This window comes from Rhodococcus sp. K11/5 (genome assembly GCF_055193735.1).
In genome coordinates this window covers 512,583-531,853 of record NZ_CM143721.1, presented here as the reverse complement: position 1 = coordinate 531,853, position 19,271 = coordinate 512,583, and the positions used below count along the sequence as shown (strand labels likewise).

Sequence of the window (19,271 nt, the reverse complement as noted above, 5' to 3'; positions counted from 1 at the left end):
ACCACCCCGGCCTGCGGCTAGGGGGTGGCGCCGTCCAGGACGAGCGCCGTGGCGATCGCCGCCACCCCTTCGCCGCGGCCGGTGAGCCCCAGTCCGTCGGTGGTGGTGGCCGAGACCGACACGGGCGCACCCAGAATGTTCGTGAGCAGAGCCTGGGCCTCGCTACGACGCGGTCCGATCTTGGGTCGGTTGCCGATCACCTGCACCGCAGCGTTACCGACGCGGAAACCGTTCTCCCCCAACAGTTGCCGGACGTGCATGAGCATCGTGGCTCCACTGACACCGTCCCACTCGGGCCGGCCGGTGCCGAACACGGAGCCCAGATCGCCCAGCCCCGCCGCGGACAGCAGCGCGTCGCACAGGGCGTGAGCGGCCACGTCGCCGTCCGAGTGCCCGGCGCAGCCGTCGGCGTCCTCGAACAGCAGTCCGGCGATCCAGCACGGCCTGCCCACTTCGACGGGGTGGACGTCCGAGCCGATTCCGACGCGCATGCGCTGTGCTCCTTCTCTACCGCGCCGCGACGATCGCGCGGGCGAGGATCAAGTCCATCGGGGTGGTGATCTTGAAGGCCTCGGCGTGCCCGGGAACCGTCACCACCGTGACACCCAGCCGCTCGACCAGGCCGGCGTCGTCCGTGGCGGAGCCTGGAGTCGCAGCGTAGGCCCGGCGCAGGACCTCCGCGTCGAACCCCTGAGGCGTCTGCACGGCACGCAGCGTGTCCCGGTCCACCGTGCCCACCACCGCACCCCGAAGGTCCACGGACTTGATGGTGTCGACGACGGGGAGGACGGGAATGACAGCGTCGGCTCCGGCGGCGACCGCGTCCACGACGCGAGTGATCAGCGACGGCGGAGTCAGACAACGCGCCGCGTCGTGCACCAACACGACATCCGCGTCGTCCGCCAGATGCAATCCGGCACGAACGGAATCGGTGCGCTCGGCACCGCCGGCCACCACGTCGACCATCGGCGTCGACGCCACCGCGTCACGGGTGCGATCCACCAGATCGGCGGGCACGATGACCACGACGCGCGAGAGGGCGCCGGAGGAGACGAGCCCGTCCAACGCCCAGTCGAGCAACGATCGACCGGCCAGGGTCACGAAGGCCTTGGGAATCTGCTCCCCGAGGCGCGTGCCGAGGCCGGCGGCCGGAACCAGGGCGACTGCGACAGTCACCGAGTTCTCGGCTAGGAAGCCGCGGCCAGGACCTCGTCGAGAATGGTGTCGGCCTTGGCCTCGTCCGTTCCCTCGGCCAGCGCGAGCTCGCCCACGAGGATCTGACGCGCCTTGGCCAGCATGCGCTTCTCGCCGGCCGACAGGCCGCGATCCTGCTCGCGCCGCCACAGATCGCGGACGACCTCGGCAACCTTGTTCACATCGCCCGACGCCAGCTTCTCGAGGTTGGCCTTGTACCGGCGCGACCAGTTGGTCGGCTCCTCGGTGTGCGGGGCCCGAAGCACCTGGAAAACCTTGTCGAGGCCTTCCTGGCCCACGACGTCCCGCACGCCCACGTACTCGGCGTTGTCGGCGGGAACTCGTACGGTGAGATCACCCTGTGCGACCTTGAGAACGAGGTATTCCTTCGCCTCGCCCTTGATGGTCCGTGTTTCGATTGCTTCGATCAACGCCGCTCCGTGGTGCGGGTAAACGACGGTGTCTCCGACCTTGAAAATCATGTGTTCGGTGCCCCTTTCGATATGGCCAGTTTAACACGCCCCCCGGACACCGGCGCATCAACGCTGCAGGTCAGGGGCGCACAGCGGTTGACCACGGGGTTGACACAACGGTCGATACGTGTATCGACAGGCCCGGGAAGGCCCCCCGATCGACTTCGAATCGACCCCTGAACGACCCGACGGACCACATCTCACCGACAACTACTACGCTGCGTGGTGGATGCCGGCATCGTGAGCCGGCTCGCCCGGCTTTTCGATGGAGGACGACCAGTGACCGCATCCCTCGCCACGCCCCGCCGCACCCGACGCGTCGTGACCGCGATGGCTCTCGCCGCCGGCGCGGCCGTTGCGTTGTCCGCGTGCGGGTCCGGGCAGATCTCCCAGACCGCGACCCAGGTCGCCGCCATCACCGGCAACAACGCCTCGCAGGGTGACATCCTCCTGCAGAACGTCCACGTCTCGTACCCGGAGAACGGCGAGTTCGCGCTGGAGCCGGGCGGCCGGGCCGAGCTCTACTTCACCGCGATCAACACCAGCCTCGTCGAGTCGGACCGCCTCGTCGGCATCGAGACCGAGGACGCCGCGGAGGTCGTCGTGGACGGGTCCTCGACGTCGGTCGACGTCGAACTCCCACCCCAGGCCAGCGCGGGTGCCGGCATGCCCTCGACGACGCTCGTCGGCACGACGGAGCCCATCGAACTCGACGTGGTGCTCGAGGACCTGTCCGAGAACATCCAGCCGGGTCTTACCGTGCCGATGACGTTCGAGTTCGAGAACGCCGGCGAGATCCTGGTCGACGTGTCCGTCGACGCCGGTCCCATCCGCCCCCGAGTCGAGAACGAGATGTCGGGAGACGGCCACTCCGAGGGCTGAACCACCCCCGAGCCCGACGCCGATCGCCGGTGACGTCGTCACGCGGTAACGCTGTCGGCACTCGTGTCTCTGTCGGTACCCCGATCTAGGGTCGTATCCGTGGCCAAGACTCGTACCAGTTACCGCTGTTCGGCATGCCAGCACACCGTCGCCAAATGGGTGGGCCGCTGCCCGGAGTGCGACACGTGGGGCTCGATGGACGAGGTCACGATGCTGAATGCCGTGACCTCCCGCGCCGGGGCCAGCGCCGTGCGCTCCGGGTCCACGTCGATGATTCCCACCACCCCGGCTCTGCCGATGACGCAGGTTTCGAGCACGTCGTCCATCGCCAAGCCGACGGGTGTCGACGAGCTCGATCGAGTGCTCGGCGGAGGCATCGTCCCCGGTTCCGTCGTTCTCCTGGCCGGCGAACCCGGCGTCGGGAAATCGACTCTGTTGCTCGAGGTGGTCCATCGGTGGGCGCAGCGCAGCCCGCAGGACCGGTCGCTGTACGTCACGGGCGAGGAATCCGCCGGGCAGGTCCGGCTGCGGGCCGACCGCACCGGAGCGGTGCACGAGCGCGTCTATCTCGCCGCGGAGAACGATCTCGCCACCATCTTCGGACACGTCGATCAGGTGTCCCCCACCCTGGTCGTCATCGACTCGGTGCAGACCATGACGGCCGCGGACGTCGACGGGGTGATCGGCGGCGTCACCCAGGTCCGGGCCATCACGTCGGCGCTCACGTCGCTGGCGAAGGGCAGCGGCGTCGCGGTACTGCTCGTCGGACACGTCACCAAGGACGGCGCCGTCGCCGGGCCGCGGTCGCTCGAGCACCTCGTGGACGTGGTGCTGCACTTCGAGGGAGACAAGCACTCGACACTCCGCATGGTGCGCGGCATCAAGAACCGGTTCGGCGCGGCCGACGAGGTGGGGTGCTTCGAGCTGATGGAGGGCGGGATCCGGGAGGTCACCGATCCGTCGGGGTTGTTCCTCCACCACCGCACGGACAGCGTCCCCGGCACCGCGGTGACGGTGACCATGGATGGCAAGCGCCCGCTGTTGGCCGAGGTGCAGGCACTGGTCGCGCCGACGCAGATGCCGACTCCCCGACGCGCCGTCAGCGGGCTCGACGCCGCCCGGGTGGCGATGGTGCTGGCGGTCCTCGAACGGCGGTGCGACGTCACGGTGTCCACGCGCGAGGTCTACGCCGCCACGGTGGGCGGGATGAAGACCACCGAACCGGTCATCGATCTGGCGCTGGCGTTGGCCGTCGCGTCCGCGGTGCGCAACCTGGCCCTGCCGCCCAAGATGGTGGTCCTGGGCGAGGTCGGCCTGGCCGGCGAGGTGCGCCGTGTGACGGGCGTCGACCGACGGTTGGCGGAGGCGGCACGACTCGGCTTCACCTCCGCCGTGATCCCCGCCGACCGAACGAAGAAGTCGTCAGCGCAGGACACCGCGGGCGATCCTCCCGGCATGAAGGTGCACCGAGTGACCGACGTCAACCAGGCGTTGCTCTTCGCCGTGAACACCGGACGCCGCCCCGACGGCACGCCCCCACGTCGGGCCGCGCGGCCGCACATCGCACCGGTACCCTGACGGTCGATGCATCGCGCCGACCCACGTCGCGAGCCGGAACGGACGAGGGGAGCACGGTGACCGAGACGGGATCGACTCGCTCCGCCGTGACCCTGCGCGACGCGCTCGCGGATCTGGCGCCGGGCACCGAACTCCGGGACGGACTCGAGCGCATTCTGCGCGGACGTACCGGCGGCCTCATCGTGCTGGGGTACGACGAGAGCGTCGAGAGCATCTGCGACGGCGGATTCGTGCTGGACGTCGAATTCGCGCCGACGCGACTGCGCGAACTCTCGAAGATGGACGGTGCCGTCGTGTTGTCCACGGACGGCACCCGCATCGTGCGCGCCAACGTACAACTGGTCCCCGACCACACCATTCCCACGGTCGAGTCCGGCACCCGCCACCGCGCCGCGGAGCGCACGGCGATCCAGACCGGGCTGCCCGTGGTCTCGGTGAGTCAGTCGATGAGCATCCTCAGCGTCTACGCCGCCGGGACCCGGCACGTCGTCGAGGGGTCGGCGACCATCCTCTCGCGCGCCAACCAGGCCGTCGCGACGCTCGAACGCTACAAGGCGCGGCTCGACGAGGTCACCCGCCAGCTCTCGGTCGTGGAGATCGAGGATTCCGTGACGCTGCGCGACGCTCTCACCGTCGCCCAGCGGCTGGAGATGGTGCGTCGGGTGTCGGTGGAGATCGAGCAGAACGTTCTCGAACTCGGCACGGACGGTCGCCAGCTGGCCCTGCAGCTCGAGGAGTTGCTGGGCGACAACGATTCCGCACGTCAACTGGTGGTCCGCGACTACCTGTCCGGTACGGACACTCCCACCACCGCCGCCGTCGAGCGGTCACTGGCGGCACTCGATCGGCTCACCGACGTGGATCTGCTCGACACGACTATCCTGGCGCGCGCCCTCGGCTACCCCGCGACCATCGAGGCTCTGGACACCCCGGTCAGCCCCCGCGGATACCGGTTGCTCACGCGCGTTCCGCGGTTGCAGTTCCACCAGATTCACCGACTCGTGACCTCGTTCGGCACCCTGCAGACTCTGCTGGCGGCCACCGCGGCGGATCTGCAGTCGGTCGAGGGCATCGGCGGACTGTGGGCGCGGCACATCCGGGAAGGGTTGTCCCGCATGGCCGAGGCCAGCATCACCGGACCGTTCGACTAGGCACCGTTCGACCAGGCACACGGCCCATTCGAGCCACCGGCCCACCGGCCTAGGTCAGGTTGAACGTCTCCGGGGCACTGCGCAGCTGCCCGAGCTGGCCGACCACCGAGAACCCACCGGGTCCGACGGCCTCGCGCGGGGCCTCGCATCCGGGCACCGACGTCGTGCCGGACCACTTCACCGTGAAGGGGGCCTGCTCGCCGGGCTGCAGGGTGCGCACGTCCGGCGCCGTCGTCGGGAAGCAGTCGATGTTCGACCACAGACGCTGACCGTCGAGCGTGTAGACCAGCACCTGCTGCAGACCGGATCCCAGGTCGCGCTCGCAGGCGGTGGTGCCGATGTTGGTGACGACGATGGTGAATCCGGGCTCGCCGCCCACCGGGTAGGACGGCTGATCCGGCGACGCCTTGACGGCCATCGACTGGTCCGGGCACTGGCCGGGGGCCACGGGTGCGGCCGGAGCCGCGGGCGCCGAACTCGCACCGGACGTCGTGCTCTCGTCCTCGTCGTCGTCGGAGGTCGCAGCAGCGCCGCCGCCGGCTCCACCACCACCACCACCACCGCCGGAACCGCCGGGAGCGGATCCACCGGTGGCGGAAGCGTCGGGCCGGTAGGTGGTGTCGGTCCCCAGGGACTCCGACGCCGCCGCGGCGGACGAGGTGTCCTCGGTGCTGCTGCTGCCGGTCAGTGCGATCACCAACCAGACGACGAGGGCGAGCACCACCACGGACCCGCCGATCGCGAGCGCACGACGGCGCCAGTAGATCTCGGGAGGCAATGGTCCATTCGGCTCGAGCACATCACAACCGTAAGCGCCCGCAACGCGGGCACGCTGCACCTACTACGGCGTGTCGCTCATCGCGGCGACGGGATCACCGGGACGAGCCGAATCCGCGACGTCCTTGCGGTCCATCGCGCCGACCTCCGCGTCGCCGATGTCACCGAACGCACCGCGCAGGTGCACCTCGCCCTCGGCCAGCTTGTACGTGAGCCCCACGATGGCCACCGAGCCGTCCTCGATCTTGCGTTCGATGATCGACGAGCGCTCCTTGAGCAGCGTGCCCGTCTCGAGGACGTGGCGGGCACCGATGTCGTCGGCCTCGGAGTAGCCGAGGCGGCGGGCGTTGAGCACGGACGGGGTCACGCGTTCGACGATGTCGCGGATGAAGCCGGGCGGAACGTTGCCACCGTCGAGGGCGTCGAGGGTGGCCTTCACGGCGCCGCACCCGTCGTGCCCCAGCACGACGATGAGCGGGACGTTCAGGACCTCCACGCCGAACTCGATGGAGCCGAGGACGGCACTGTCGACGATCTGACCGGCGGTGCGCACGACGAACATGTCGCCGAGGCCCTGATCGAAGATGATCTCGGCCGCGACGCGAGAGTCGGAGCAGCCGAAGAGGATCGCCGTCGGGTGCTGGCCACCGACGAGCGAGGTCCGATGGTCGATCCCCTGGCTCGGATGTTGGGGGGTACCGGCGACGAAGCGCCGGTTACCCTCGACGAGTGCTGTCCATGCGGAACGTGGGCTCGAATTCGACATAGGCACATTCTTACTCGAGCATCCCCGACCGGCTCGGGGCGGACGCGGAATTCTTGGCAACCTGACAACCGTTCGGGGAGGGTCGGCACGACGACGATGGACACTGCGAAGACGGACACTGCGACGATGGACACCGCTGCACTGGCCGCCTGGTTCGAGCGCGACGCCCGCGACCTCCCCTGGCGCGCCGACGGAGTCAGCGGCTGGCAGATCCTGATGAGCGAGGTCATGCTCCAGCAGACCCCCGTGGTGCGAGTCGCTCCGATCTGGCTCGACTGGGTGGCGCGGTGGCCGGTCCCCTCCGCGATGGCCGCGTCGAGCCAGGGTGACGTGCTGCGCGCCTGGGGCAAGCTCGGGTATCCGCGGCGGGCGCTGCGCCTGCACGAGTGCGCGAAGGTGCTGGCCGCCGAGCACGGCGACCGAACACCGACCGACGTGGACACCCTGCTGACCCTCCCCGGCGTCGGCGCGTACACCGCCCGCGCGGTGGCGTGCTTCGCCTACGGGCAACGGGTTCCCGTGGTGGACACCAACGTTCGACGCGTCATCGCGCGCGCCGTGCACGGGCGGGCCGAACCGGGAAATCCCAGCACCACCCGCGACCTCGCCGACGCCGAGGCCCTGCTGCCCGAGGACGCCCCGCGCGCCGCCGCCGTGTCCGCCGCCCTCATGGAACTCGGCGCCGTGATCTGCACGGCCCGCACCCCGACGTGCGCTCGCTGCCCGCTGCCGTCGTGCGCCTGGGTGGACGCGGGGAGGCCCGTGCACGACGGTCCGCCGAAGAAGGTGCAGAAGTTCGCGGGCACCGACCGGCAGGTCCGGGGGCGGCTGATGGACGTGCTGCGCACCGCGACCGGGCCCGTCGAGAAGACCCGACTGGACCTCGCCTGGACCACCGATCCCGGTCAGCGCGAGCGGGCGCTCGATTCGTTGCTGACGGACGGGCTGGTGGAACAGACGGGCGACGGGCGGTTCGCGCTGGCCGGCGAGGGCAGCTGAGCCAGGAACTCCGAGACGGCGGTGCGATACGCGTCGGGGGCGTCGTCGTGCACCAGGTGACCGGCTCCGGGCACCCACCGATACGTCGAATCTCCGTGCACCTGGTGCATTCTCACCATCTGACCGGGTGGGGTCACCGAGTGCTCGGCTTCGATCAGCAGCGCGGGCGCCCGCACCGCCGACCACTGCGCCCAGAAATCACGGCGGCCCCACTCGTCCGAGATCGCCCGGAACGTCTCCACGTCGCCGTGCAACCGGAAGCCGTCACCCGACTCGACGAAGGAGTCCAGGAAGTACTGTCCCGCAACGTCTCCGAAGTAGTCCCGCACCGCGGCTGCGTCGGGAAAGGGCTGGGGCCACGCCCGGATGGTCGCCGCCCAGTCGTCGGAGGTGCGACCGCGAAAATCCGGCGCCATGTCCTCGATCACCAACGCGCGCACTCGATCCGGAAACGCAGCGGCGAAACACCAGCCGTGCAGAGCGCCCATCGAGTGTCCGATCACCACCATCTCCCCCAGCCCGTGCACCGCACCGGCGAGGTCGTCGACGAACGCTTCGGTCGAGAGGTCGCCCGGCGCGGGACGTCCGTGTCCAGCGGCATCGAACGTGTGGACGTGCCCCAGGTCCCGAAGCCACGACACCTGTCGTCGCCAGGTCCGCGCGCTCCCCATCAGGCCGTGCAGCAGAAGGATCGGATCCCCGTCGCCACCTTCGTCCCTCAGCACGTCGATCACGGTAGCCTCGCAGACATGCCAGTGGTCAAGATCAACGCCATCTCCGTTCCCGAGGGTGCCGGCGAGGAGCTCGAGAAGCGATTCGCCGCTCGCGCCCAGTCCGTCGACGGTTCGCCCGGGTTCCTGGGGTTCCAGCTGCTGCGTCCGGTCAAGGGCGAGGATCGCTACTTCGTCGTCACCCAGTGGGAGGACGAGGAATCGTTCCAGGCCTGGTCCGGAGGTCCGGCGCGCGCGGCACACGCCGGCCAGCAGGCGAAGCCCGTGTCCTCGGGCGCATCGCTGCTCGAGTTCGACGTGGTGCTGGACGTCGCACCGACGAAGAAGACCGACTGACGGCGAACCCGCCCGAAAACAGTCAGTAGGATCGACGACGTTCTTCGGGCCGCGGTCCGCGCACGAGAGTTGAGGGTCGCCCACATGCACGGTTCCACCCGTCCCACCGTCCTGGCCGCCGCTCTGGTCACCGCGTCGATGCTTCTCGCCGCGTGCTCCGGCGGGGTCGATCCGCTGCTCGAGTCCGGCGCCGCCCGGAACTCCGCCCCGACGGCCGAGCAGGCCGCGGACACCCCCGACGGTCAGCCGCCGGCACCCATCGTGGGTGTCACCGACACCGTCGTCGGGTGGATCACCGAGGAGGACGAGAGTTCACTCGACCCGTCCGTCATCGCGGCCCTCGCGACCCCGCGGCTGGACGAGGCCACGGCCTCGATCGGCGGCCTCGTCGGTCCCATCGCACAGATCCGCCAGAGTGGGCCGCTGACCGTCGACTCCATCGACATCACCGGGCCGGAGTCCACCGTGCAGCTGACCACCGCCCGCGACATCGCGGTGACGTTGCGGCTGCAGGCCTCGCCCGACGGCCGGTTGTCCGGCATCCAGGCCCTCCCCGACGCTCCGGACGTCACGTCCTTCGACGAGGCGGCCGATGCGCTCGACGCGTTGGGCACCGACGTCTCCTACGTCGCCTCCCGCGCCACCGGCGGCACGTGCACCCCGGTCGAGGAGATCGACGCCGACGAGTCCGGGCCACTCGCCTCCGTCGCCAAGCTCTACGTCCTCGGCGCGGTCGCTCGGGCCGTGGAGAACGGCCTCGTCGGGTGGGACGAACAGCTCACCGTGACCGACGCGCGCAAATCGGCCCCCTCGGGCCAGCTGCAGAACGCCCCCGACGGCACGCCGGTCACCGTGCGACAGGCCGCCGAGTCGATGATCGCCATCAGCGACAACACCGCGACCGACCTGCTGATCGACCGAATCGGCCGGGCCGCCGTCGAGAACGAGGTCGTCACCATGGGGCACAGCAACCCGGCCGACCTGACCCCGTTCCCCACGACACGGGAGTTCTTCCTGCTCGGCTGGGGTCTGCCGGACGGTCGCGACGCGTGGCGCGACGCCGACACGGCGGAGCGACGCGCCATCCTCGACGGCCTCGAGAACCGCACCATCGACAACACCGTGGTCGACCCGGCGCAGGCGGACCTCGACTACGAGGGCATCGTCACCCGCCCGGGGGCACCGGACGGCGTCGGGTGGACCGGTTCCGCGAACGACATCTGCTCCGCGTACGCCGCGCTGGCCGTCGGACCCCAGAGCCAGGTGGTGCGGGAGATCCTCGCACTGAACCCCGGCTCGCAGACCGACCCGGCCCAGTTCCCCTACGTCGGTTTCAAGGGCGGGAACGCCCCCGGCGAGGCCGTCGGATCCTGGCTGTTGACCGACGCCGCCGGGCAGGACTGGGTCGTCGCGACCCAGCTCGCCGACGATCAGCCGATCGGGACGCTGGAAACGGCCTACGCGTTCACCGTGGCCGAACAGACCTTCGCCCTCCTTCCCCGCTGACGTTCGCGGGAAAGGAGGGCGAGGAGAAATCCGGAAGACCTAGTCGAGCGCGGCGTCCAGCGTGATCTCGACGCCGGTCAGCGCCTTGCTCACCGGGCAGGTCGCCTTGGCGTCCTCGGCGGCCTTGACGAACCCGTCGGCGTCCAGGCCCTCGACCTCACCGCGCACGGTGATCTTGATGCCGGTCAACTTGAAGCCCTCGGTGTCCGGGCCGAGCGAGACCTCGGCCTTGACCTCGAGGCTCTGCGGCGTGCCACCGGCCGCGGCGATCAGCGCCGACAGCTGCATGGCGTAGCAGGACGAGTGTGCCGCCGCGATCAGCTCTTCGGGGCTGGTGGTGCCGCCGGCCTCGTCGGCTGCGCGCTTGGGGAACGACACGTCGAACGTGCCGGCCTTCGAGCTCGACAGCTCCACCTGTCCGGAACCCTCCTCGAGGGAACCGTTCCAAGCGGTACGTGAAGTGCGAGTGGGCATGTCGACGATCCTTTCGTACGGGGCAACTATCTCCCCCCGAATATCCCGCCGGCCCGATTCTCAATCCGAGGCGGGCCCGGGGATCGACATCAACGCGATGACGTTGCCCGATGGATCGGTGAACCACGCGATCTCGGGCCCGGGTCCGCGCATGATGCCGCGATCGTCCTGCGGCATCGCGTCGTAGCGCTCGAAGGTCGCCCCGCGGGCCGCGTACTCGGTGACGGCCGCGTCGATGTCGGTCACCGGGACGTTCAGGACCGTGTGCGACGCGGGGACGTGGTCGGGCTTCGGATACGCGATGACCGTCGTGCGCCGGTCGATACGGATGCCGAGTACGCCCATCTCCATCCTCAGCACCCGCATGCGCAGCACGTTCTCGTAGAAGGCGGCCGCCTCCTCGGTGTCACGGACGGCGAATCCGGACACCGCGGTGGTGGGCGCCCCCATCTGCGCCTCGGCCTCGTCCGTGAGCCGAACCAGTTGGATCCAGTTGCCGTCGGGGTCCGTCGCCGTCCCGAAGAGGTGACCGTCTCGATTCTCGAGGGGGCTGATCCAGCCACCGCCGAGTTCGTCGATACGCGCGGCTGTCGCGGTGGGGTCGTCGGGTTCGACGTTCAGGATGATGCGCGCACCGTCACGGGCCGGCCCGGACACTTCCTCGCGCCGGTCGAACATGACGAAGAAGCCGTCGAGATCGACGATCGGGTGCGGACCCATCTCGCGGTGCACGGGCGCGTCGAACACGGCGCCGTACCAGTCGGCGAGGGCGTCGGGGTCCTCGCTGGACAGGAGAATGCTGTTCACGGTTGCGGTAGCCATACCCCTACCGACTCCTCGCGGGCCGAGAACTCATCGCGCGCCCAGAGCCGCCCGGACCGCCGCCGCCGCACGTCGACCGGACACCATCGCCCCCTGGATCGACGGGGTGTCCCGATGGTCACCGCAGACGAACAGGCCGTTTCCCCGGTCGACCGGTTGCCGAGCGTTCAGCGGCGGCGACGACTTCGGCAGCGCCCGTGTCACGTCGTGCCGCACCACCAGGTTCCAGTCCCCGGTGTCCACCCGCCACAATCGGCCGGCCTCCGCCGACGCCGCCGCGTCGGTGAGTCCGGCTCCGGCCAATGTCGTCACCTGGACCAGATCACGCCCCTCGGGGGCGTATTCGGGAGCCGCAGCGGACATCACCGCGGTGTTGACGACGGGTCCGCGATCACCGTCGACGGTCAACAGGCGATCCTGCGGCATCCCGGCCGGCGTGCTGAACCACCACGTGATCAACCCGCCCATGGCTGCGGCCGGGACCACGCCCAGATCGGCGGCGTCACGGTTGTCCGTCGCGACCACCACGGCGCGCGCGTCGACCGCCCCGGAGTCCGCGCGCACGGTCGCTCCCGATGCACCCGGGTCAACGCCGTGTACTCGTACCGACGTCTCGGGCGGTCTCGTCAGCCGGGATGCGAGCTGAGCGGGCAGTGCCCTCATCCCGTCCTTCGGTACCGCCGGGGTTCCGAGCAGGAAGGAGCGGATCAGCAGCTTCACGTACTGCGTGGACGTCGTCCCCGAATCGTCGGCGAGGACACCCGCGAGGAACGGCTCGAGTACCTGCTCGCGCAGTGGTCCGCGGACCCCGGCCGCGTCCAGCGACTCGGTCAACGTGACGTCGACGCCGCGCAGGGACCGTTGTGCGCCGACCATCACCGGTGCCACCCACCGTGCCAGGCCGGCGATCTCTCGCGGCGTCAGCAGGCCACTGCGCAGCGTCGACAGCAGCAGGCCCGGCTCGCGTCGCGGATCGCCGAGGGTCACCGAACCGCTACCGCGCCGCACCCGAACGCCTGCGGCGAACGGCCGCAACTGCAGTGCCTCGACGTCGACCAGTCGCTTCACGGCCGGGTACGCCGGGTTGAGCAGTTGGAATCCCACATCGCAGAGGTGCCCGTCGACGACGTCGGTACGCACCCGGCCGCCCACGTCGTCGGCCGCCTCCAGCAGACGTGTGTCGATGCCGCGGCTCTGCAGTTCGCCGCGCACACCAGACCGGCCAGGCCGGCGCCCACCACGACCACGTCCGTACGTTCGACCATCGACTCAGACTTCCATCATCGGTATCCGGCGCTGCCCCCGACACGACGAAACGGGCCGCACCCCTTCGGGTGCGACCCGTTTCGACCGATCCGACTACTCCGAGCTCTCGCCCGACTTCGCCAGGTCCACCGGCAACTCGTCGGGAAGGCTGATCGGCTTCTTCTCACCGCGGAAGGTGAAGACCGCGTCTTCGCCCTGTCCTTCGCCGTCCCAGTTGTCGACGTCGACCAACACGATCTGACCAGGCTCGATCTCGCCGAACAGGATCTTCTCGGACAGCTGGTCCTCGATCTCGCGCTGGATCGTGCGACGCAGCGGCCGGGCACCGAGCACCGGGTCGAAGCCGCGCTTGGCCAGGAGCGACTTGCCCTTGTCCGTGACCTCGATGGCCATGTCCTTGTTCTTCAGCGCCACCTCGACGCGACCGAGCATGAGATCGACCATCTGGATGATCTCGTCCCGGGTGAGCTGGTGGAACACGACGATGTCGTCGATACGGTTCAGGAACTCGGGGCGGAAGTGCTTCTTCAGCTCGTCGTTGACCTTGAGCTTCATCCGCTCGTAGTTCGAGCCCGTTCCCTCGCCCGAGCTGAAGCCCAGGCCGACGGCCTTCGAGATGTCCGAGGTACCGAGGTTCGAGGTGAAGATCAGCACGGTGTTCTTGAAGTCGACCGTACGACCCTGACCGTCGGTGAGACGGCCGTCCTCGAGGACCTGCAGGAGCGTGTTGTAGATCTCCTGGTGGGCCTTCTCGATCTCGTCGAACAGCACCACGGAGAACGGCTTGCGGCGCACCTTCTCGGTGAGCTGTCCGCCCTCTTCGTAGCCGACGTAGCCGGGAGGAGCACCGAACAGACGCGACGCGGTGAAGCGGTCGTGGAACTCGCCCATGTCGATCTGGATGAGCGCGTCGTCCTCGCCGAACAGGAAGTTCGCCAGCGCCTTGGACAGCTCGGTCTTACCGACGCCGGACGGGCCGGCGAAGATGAACGAGCCCGACGGACGCTTGGGGTCCTTCAGACCGGCGCGGGTACGACGGATCGCCTTGGAGACCGCCTTGACGGCCTCGACCTGTCCGATGATGCGCTTGTGGAGTTCGTCCTCCATGCGCAGGAGACGGGTGGTCTCCTCCTCGGTCAGCTTGAACACCGGGATGCCGGTCCAGTTGCCCAGGACCTCGGCGATCTCGTTGTCGTCGACCTCGGCGATGACGTCCAGGTCACCGGAGCGCCACTGCTTCTCGCGCTCGCCACGCTGCGCGACGAGCTGCTTCTCCTTGTCGCGCAGGTTCGCGGCCTTCTCGAAGTCCTGCGCGTCGATCGCCGATTCCTTCTCCCGACGGGCATCGGCGATCTTGTCGTCGAACTCGCGGAGGTCGGGCGGCGCGGTCATCCGGCGGATGCGCATCCGCGCGCCCGCCTCGTCGATGAGGTCGATCGCCTTGTCCGGCAGGAACCGATCGTTGATGTAGCGATCGGCGAGCGTCGCGGCGGCGACGAGCGCACTGTCGGTGATGGAGACGCGGTGGTGCGCCTCGTAGCGGTCGCGCAGTCCCTTGAGGATCTCGATCGTGTGATCGACGGACGGCTCGCCCACCTGCACCGGCTGGAAACGACGCTCGAGGGCCGCGTCCTTCTCGATGTACTTGCGGTACTCGTCGAGCGTGGTGGCACCGATGGTCTGCAGCTCGCCACGAGCCAGCTTCGGCTTCAGGATCGAGGCCGCGTCGATGGCACCTTCGGCGGCACCCGCGCCGACGAGCGTGTGCAGCTCGTCGATGAACAGGATGATGTCGCCGCGGGTGTTGATCTCCTTGAGCACCTTCTTCAGGCGCTCCTCGAAGTCACCGCGGTAACGGCTGCCGGCCACGAGCGAGCCCAGGTCCAGCGTGTACAGCTGCTTGTCCTTGAGCGTCTCGGGGACCTCGCCGTTGACGATGGCCTGAGCCAGGCCCTCGACCACGGCGGTCTTGCCGACGCCGGGCTCACCGATGAGCACCGGGTTGTTCTTGGTACGGCGGCTGAGCACCTGCATCACGCGCTCGATTTCCTTCGCGCGACCGATCACCGGGTCGAGCTTGCCTTCGAGCGCGGCCTGCGTGAGGTTGCGGCCGAACTGGTCGAGCACCAGCGACGTGGACGGGGTTCCCGCCTCGCCGCGTCCGGTGGACGCCTCGCTCGGCTCCTTGCCCTGGTAGCCGGAGAGCAGCTGGATGACCTGCTGGCGGACCCGGTTCAGGTCGGCGCCCAGCTTCACCAGGACCTGGGCGGCGACGCCCTCGCCCTCGCGGATCAGGCCGAGCAGGATGTGCTCGGTGCCGATGTAGTTGTGTCCGAGCTGCAGCGCCTCGCGGAGGCTGAGCTCGAGGACCTTCTTGGCACGCGGAGTGAACGGGATGTGCCCGGAGGGTGCCTGCTGGCCCTGGCCGATGATCTCCTCGACCTGGCTGCGCACACCCTCGAGGGAGATCCCGAGCGACTCCAGAGACTTCGCCGCTACGCCTTCACCCTCGTGGATGAGACCCAGCAGGATGTGCTCCGTGCCGATGTAGTTGTGGTTGAGCATCCGGGCCTCTTCTTGGGCCAGGACGACGACGCGCCGTGCGCGATCGGTGAACCTCTCGAACATCGCTCTCCCTCATACTCTGACGGGCAGTGTCCGAACCGTGTGTTCGGACCTCGGACCCACCGGTTGTCCGTAGGACGGGTGGGCCCTTCGTGGCACTCGAAGCTTCCTGATCCAGCCAAGCCTGCTACACGAGCCCAGAACCCACTCTAGTTGCCGGATCACTCCGTCGCCGCCCCGTGGACGTGGTTCCGCTGGAGGCGAAATCTCACCCCACCGGTACCGGTATGCCTTGCACAACGCAGACGGGGCGCAGATCGTTACCGCGGAGCCGCCCGATACTCCCGGCCGTCGCTTCGCCCGCAGCGAACGTCCCCGTGGTCCAGCCCCCCCCGGACCGGGCCCCGACTCCGCTCGACTCGACGATTCTGCCGAATCGGACAAATTCCCACGGAATGCGCGAGCGCTCGCTCGGCCCATTGTCATTCGTTTGAATGACAATGGGATCTCACAACCGATGTCCGATTTCAGGAGGATTCTTCGTACGCCTTCACGATGTCCGACGAAATCCGACCGCGTGCGCTTATTTCGTACCCCGCGGTCCGTGCCCATTCTCGGATCGCCGCACTCCGTGCGCGGTCCGCCGCACCGCGGGTACGCGGCGTCGACGCACCGGCCTGACCGCCGTTCGTGGACCGGGTCGTCACCTTTCGCGCGTGCACGATCCACTGATCCATCACTTTGCGCAGTTCAGCGGCGTTCGATGCGGACAGGTCGATCTCGAACCAGGTTCCGTCCAGACCCACGGACACCGTTTCGTCCGCGGGCACGTTGTCGATGTCGTCGACCAGCGTCACGGTGACCTTCTTGACCATCGGCGTATCCCCCTCACCACCCGGCGAATGGAATTTCGCCGGGTGGCCCAGATTACCGCTAAAACGCGTTTCGCAATACATACGATGCGCGGAGTCGGACAATTTCGTGATCAGCCCCGATCGGGTCGCACCAATGGAAAGAGAATTGTCTCGCGAATACCGAGACCGGTCAGCGCCATGAGCAAGCGGTCGATGCCCATGCCCGTGCCCGTCGTCGGCGGCATCGCGTACTCCATCGCGACGAGGAAGTCCTCGTCGAGCACCATGGCCTCGTCGTCGCCGGCACTCGCGAGCCGGGCCTGGTCGACGAAACGTTCGCGTTGCACGACGGGGTCGATCAACTCCGAGTATCCGGTGGCCAGCTCGAAACCTCGAACATAGAGGTCCCACTTCTCCACGACGCCGTCGATGTCGCGGTGCGCACGCACCAGCGGCGAGGTCTCGACGGGGAAGTTCCGCACGAACGTCGGGGTGTGGAGCTGGTCGCCGCAGCTGTGTTCCCACAGCTCCTCGACGAGCTTGCCGTGGCCCCAGCCCTTGCCCTCGGGGACGTCGAGCCCCACCGTCGCGGCGAGCGCTCGCAGTTCCTCGACCGTCGATGCGGGCGTGACCTCCTGCCCGATCGCGGCCGACAGCGACGGGTACATCTCGATGGTCGTCCACTCCCCCGAGAAGTCGTACTCCGAACCGTCGGCCAACGTCACGGTCAGCGTCCCGTAGACCGCGGAGACGACCTCCTGGATCAGCTCTCGCGTCATCACCGCGGAGTCGTCGTACGTCCCGTAGGCCTCGTAGGTCTCGAGCATCGCGAACTCGGGCGAGTGCGTGGAGTCGACGCCCTCGTTGCGGAAGTTCCGGTTGATCTCGAACACGCGGTCGATCCCGCCGACCACGGCCCGCTTGAGGAACAGCTCCGGTGCGATCCGCAGGAACAGGTCGATGTCCAACGCGTTGGAGTGCGTCGTGAACGGGCGGGCCGCGGCGCCGCCGTGCAGGGTCTGCAACATCGGCGTCTCGATCTCGAGAAATCCGCGTCGTTCCAGACCGTCGCGCAGCGCGCGCAGCGCGGCAACCCGGCGACGCGCGTTCTCCCGCGCCTCCGGCCGCACGATGAGGTCGATGTAGCGCTGACGGACGCGCGATTCCTCGTTCATCTCCTTGTGCGCGACCGGCAGGGGTCGCAGCGACTTCGCCGCCATGGCCCACTCGTCGGCCATCACCGAGAGCTCACCGCGCTTGGAACTGATGACCTCGCCGTGCACGAAGACCATGTCGCCCAGATCGACGTCGCTCTTCCACGCGGCCAGCGCGTCCTCGCCGACTCCGGCGAGCGAGATCATGGCCTGCAACTGGGTGCCGTCGCCCTCCTGCAGCGTCGCGAAGCAGAGCTTGCCGGTGTTGCGAAGGAAGATGACGCGGCCGGCGATGCCCACCTGCTGTCCGGTGTGGGTATCCGGCTCGAGGTCGGGATGAGTCGCACGGATCTCGGCGAGCGTGTGCGTCCGGGGAACCGACACCGGATAGGCCTCCACCCCCCGCCCCAGCAGCCGATCCCGCTTGGCACGACGAATCCGTAGTTGTTCCGGGGTGTCGTCGTCGATGGGCGTCGAGGCGGAGTCAGTCACGTGCACAGACTTTACTGCGCCGCCGACGCCGGCCGATCCGTCCGGGTCAGTGCGCGGTGACCGCCGCCGTCTCCCGGACGCAGTGGTGGGCGGTGGCCATGACTCCGAGCATTCCCGCTGCCCGCAGCGCCTGGTAGCCGCCGACGAGGTCGGTGGCCTTCCGCAGACCGAGCTCCCGCAGCGACGCCGCAGCGAGGCTCGAGGTATATCCCTCCGAGCACAGGACGATCCACTCCACGTCGTGATCCGTCGCGATCGACAGGCGGGCGTCGCTGCTCGGATCGCACCGCCACTCGAGGACGTTGCGTTCGATCGCGAGCGCGCCGGGCAGCACGCCCTCGGATGCGCGCTGGGCCTGGGGCCGGATGTCGACGACCACGGCGCCGCGCGCGACGGCGTCCTTCAGCTCGAAGACGTGCATACGCGTGTAGGTCGACCGCGCCCGCGCCAACATCTCGTCGATCGTCATCACGCGTCTCCCTCCGGAAGGTCGGTCAGTGCGGAACGGGTACGACGCAGACCGCCCGTGTCGGTCACCTCGTAGTAGGACATGGCCGTCAGTGGCGGCGAGTAGGCGTGCACGCTCAGCGTCGGGCCGGGGGCGACCGAGGGAACCCGGGTCGGGGCGTCGGTCGGGGCATCGTCCCGGGTGCCGGCCGGGGCGTGGGTGACATCGTGGACCCACCCCAGCGGGAACGACGCCTGATCGCCGGCGTTCAACCGGCGACGCCGCAGACCTCCACCGGCCCAACGGTATTCGTCGAGCGAGCCGCTCAACACGGTCAGCGCGCCGAGAGAGCCGGCGTGGTCGTGCAGTTCCGTGGACCGGTCCGGGACCCAGCTGATCAGCCACACGTCCACGGTGTCGTCCGTGTGCAGTCGCGTGCACCACCTCTCGGCCGCGGGATACGCACCGTGCGGGGGCAGCCGGTGATCGTGGCGACCGTCGAGGACGTCGGCGACGCCCTGATCGGTGATGCGCAGCAGGTCGGCGGGGCGCAGGTCGGTGGGGGCCGACCCGACGGAGAGGTCACCGCGGCCGAGCGCGACGCGAGAGGGACGGGGGAAGAGGCGTGCGTCGAACGCACGTGAGACCACAGGGGACGACACGGAGAACTCCAGGGAGATGTGACGGCAGCGCCCACTTCGGGACGCCGGGGGCAGAGGTCAGCCCCGACAACACTCCCGAGTTCCCGTGCGATGAGTCACGGGACAAGTGAAACACAGACCCTCACTGTGCGCCAGCGTCTC

20 protein-coding genes and 1 pseudogene are annotated in these 19,271 nt (G+C 68.9%); 6 read left to right on the top strand and 15 right to left on the bottom strand.

Annotated features, from left to right (window positions below):
* Positions 1-17: 17 nt before the first annotated feature.
* From ispF to carD, 3 genes are read right to left on the bottom strand one after another with little or no spacing between them, the layout of a single operon-like run.
* Positions 18-491 carry a 2-C-methyl-D-erythritol 2,4-cyclodiphosphate synthase gene (gene ispF, locus ACY466_RS02630; RefSeq protein ID WP_463249619.1) on the bottom strand — a complete coding sequence of 158 codons (474 nt, stop codon included), beginning with the start codon at positions 489-491 and terminating at the stop codon, positions 18-20.
* A 16-nt stretch (positions 492-507) separates the two neighbouring features.
* A complete protein-coding gene (gene ispD / locus ACY466_RS02625; RefSeq protein WP_463249618.1) occupies positions 508-1,176 on the bottom strand; it encodes a 2-C-methyl-D-erythritol 4-phosphate cytidylyltransferase in 669 nt (222 codons plus the stop codon).
* A gap of 11 nt (positions 1,177-1,187) precedes the next feature.
* Complete coding sequence (carD, locus tag ACY466_RS02620) at positions 1,188-1,676, bottom strand: RNA polymerase-binding transcription factor CarD (protein ID WP_462870553.1); 489 nt, start codon at positions 1,674-1,676, stop codon at positions 1,188-1,190.
* A gap of 270 nt (positions 1,677-1,946) precedes the next feature.
* Between carD and ACY466_RS02615 the strand changes: the two genes are divergently transcribed.
* The 3 genes from ACY466_RS02615 to disA all read left to right on the top strand — a co-directional run bounded on the left by ACY466_RS02615 (position 1,947) and on the right by disA (position 5,278).
* Positions 1,947-2,549, top strand: coding sequence for a copper chaperone PCu(A)C (locus tag ACY466_RS02615; RefSeq protein WP_463249616.1), 603 nt, complete (start codon positions 1,947-1,949; stop codon positions 2,547-2,549).
* 99 nt (positions 2,550-2,648) lie between these two features.
* Complete coding sequence (gene radA / locus ACY466_RS02610; protein ID WP_463249614.1) at positions 2,649-4,127, top strand: DNA repair protein RadA; 1,479 nt, start codon at positions 2,649-2,651, stop codon at positions 4,125-4,127.
* Positions 4,128-4,183: 56 nt separating this feature from the next.
* Positions 4,184-5,278, top strand: a complete 1,095-nt coding sequence (gene disA / locus ACY466_RS02605) for a DNA integrity scanning diadenylate cyclase DisA (RefSeq protein ID WP_463249612.1) — start codon at positions 4,184-4,186, stop codon at positions 5,276-5,278.
* A gap of 49 nt (positions 5,279-5,327) precedes the next feature.
* Here disA and ACY466_RS02600 read toward each other — a convergent pair whose 3' ends face one another.
* Positions 5,328-6,077, bottom strand: a complete 750-nt coding sequence (locus ACY466_RS02600) for a hypothetical protein (RefSeq protein WP_463249610.1) — start codon at positions 6,075-6,077, stop codon at positions 5,328-5,330.
* 42 nt (positions 6,078-6,119) lie between these two features.
* Positions 6,120-6,821 (bottom strand): carbonic anhydrase, encoded by a 702-nt coding sequence (locus ACY466_RS02595; RefSeq protein WP_463249608.1) that lies wholly within the window; start codon positions 6,819-6,821, stop codon positions 6,120-6,122.
* A 126-nt stretch (positions 6,822-6,947) separates the two neighbouring features.
* Between ACY466_RS02595 and ACY466_RS02590 the strand changes: the two genes are divergently transcribed.
* Entirely contained in the window at positions 6,948-7,820 is an 873-nt protein-coding gene (locus ACY466_RS02590) for an HhH-GPD family protein (RefSeq protein ID WP_463249606.1), read from the top strand.
* Here the strand turns inward: ACY466_RS02590 and ACY466_RS02585 are convergent.
* Positions 7,727-8,545, bottom strand: coding sequence for an alpha/beta fold hydrolase (locus ACY466_RS02585; protein ID WP_463249604.1), 819 nt, complete (start codon positions 8,543-8,545; stop codon positions 7,727-7,729). The genes ACY466_RS02590 and ACY466_RS02585 overlap by 94 nt on opposite strands.
* 24 nt (positions 8,546-8,569) lie before the next feature.
* Between ACY466_RS02585 and ACY466_RS02580 the strand changes: the two genes are divergently transcribed.
* On the top strand, positions 8,570-8,887 hold the full coding sequence (locus ACY466_RS02580; protein ID WP_463249602.1) for an antibiotic biosynthesis monooxygenase family protein: 318 nt from the start codon (positions 8,570-8,572) through the stop codon (positions 8,885-8,887).
* A gap of 84 nt (positions 8,888-8,971) precedes the next feature.
* Positions 8,972-10,393 (top strand): serine hydrolase, encoded by a 1,422-nt coding sequence (locus tag ACY466_RS02575; RefSeq protein WP_463249600.1) that lies wholly within the window; start codon positions 8,972-8,974, stop codon positions 10,391-10,393.
* Positions 10,394-10,432: 39 nt separating this feature from the next.
* Here the strand turns inward: ACY466_RS02575 and ACY466_RS02570 are convergent, their stop codons facing one another.
* From ACY466_RS02570 to ACY466_RS02530, 9 genes and pseudogenes are all read right to left on the bottom strand, one after another.
* Complete coding sequence (locus ACY466_RS02570) at positions 10,433-10,867, bottom strand: OsmC family peroxiredoxin (protein WP_463249599.1); 435 nt, start codon at positions 10,865-10,867, stop codon at positions 10,433-10,435.
* A 60-nt stretch (positions 10,868-10,927) separates the two neighbouring features.
* Positions 10,928-11,689: a VOC family protein gene (locus tag ACY466_RS02565; RefSeq protein ID WP_463249597.1), complete on the bottom strand. Its 762-nt coding sequence runs from the start codon at positions 11,687-11,689 to the stop codon at positions 10,928-10,930.
* Positions 11,690-11,719: 30 nt separating this feature from the next.
* Positions 11,720-12,901: an FAD-dependent oxidoreductase gene (locus ACY466_RS02560; protein ID WP_463249595.1), complete on the bottom strand. Its 1,182-nt coding sequence runs from the start codon at positions 12,899-12,901 to the stop codon at positions 11,720-11,722.
* Positions 12,901-12,954, bottom strand: a pseudogene (locus ACY466_RS02555) (hypothetical protein); the annotation flags it as partial. The gene ACY466_RS02560 and the pseudogene ACY466_RS02555, both read right to left, overlap by 1 nt.
* A gap of 94 nt (positions 12,955-13,048) precedes the next feature.
* Positions 13,049-15,583: an ATP-dependent Clp protease ATP-binding subunit gene (locus ACY466_RS02550; RefSeq protein WP_463249593.1), complete on the bottom strand. Its 2,535-nt coding sequence runs from the start codon at positions 15,581-15,583 to the stop codon at positions 13,049-13,051.
* Between the two features lie 464 nt (positions 15,584-16,047).
* A complete protein-coding gene (locus ACY466_RS02545) occupies positions 16,048-16,395 on the bottom strand; it encodes a histone-like nucleoid-structuring protein Lsr2 (protein WP_463249592.1) in 348 nt (115 codons plus the stop codon).
* Positions 16,396-16,505: 110 nt separating this feature from the next.
* Complete coding sequence (lysS, locus tag ACY466_RS02540; protein ID WP_463249590.1) at positions 16,506-18,020, bottom strand: lysine--tRNA ligase; 1,515 nt, start codon at positions 18,018-18,020, stop codon at positions 16,506-16,508.
* A gap of 46 nt (positions 18,021-18,066) precedes the next feature.
* Positions 18,067-18,489: a rhodanese-like domain-containing protein gene (locus ACY466_RS02535; RefSeq protein WP_463249588.1), complete on the bottom strand. Its 423-nt coding sequence runs from the start codon at positions 18,487-18,489 to the stop codon at positions 18,067-18,069.
* Entirely contained in the window at positions 18,489-19,022 is a 534-nt protein-coding gene (locus tag ACY466_RS02530) for a cupin domain-containing protein (RefSeq protein ID WP_463252114.1), read from the bottom strand. The genes ACY466_RS02535 and ACY466_RS02530 overlap by 1 nt, the downstream gene beginning before the upstream one ends.
* Positions 19,023-19,271: the final 249 nt, after the last annotated feature.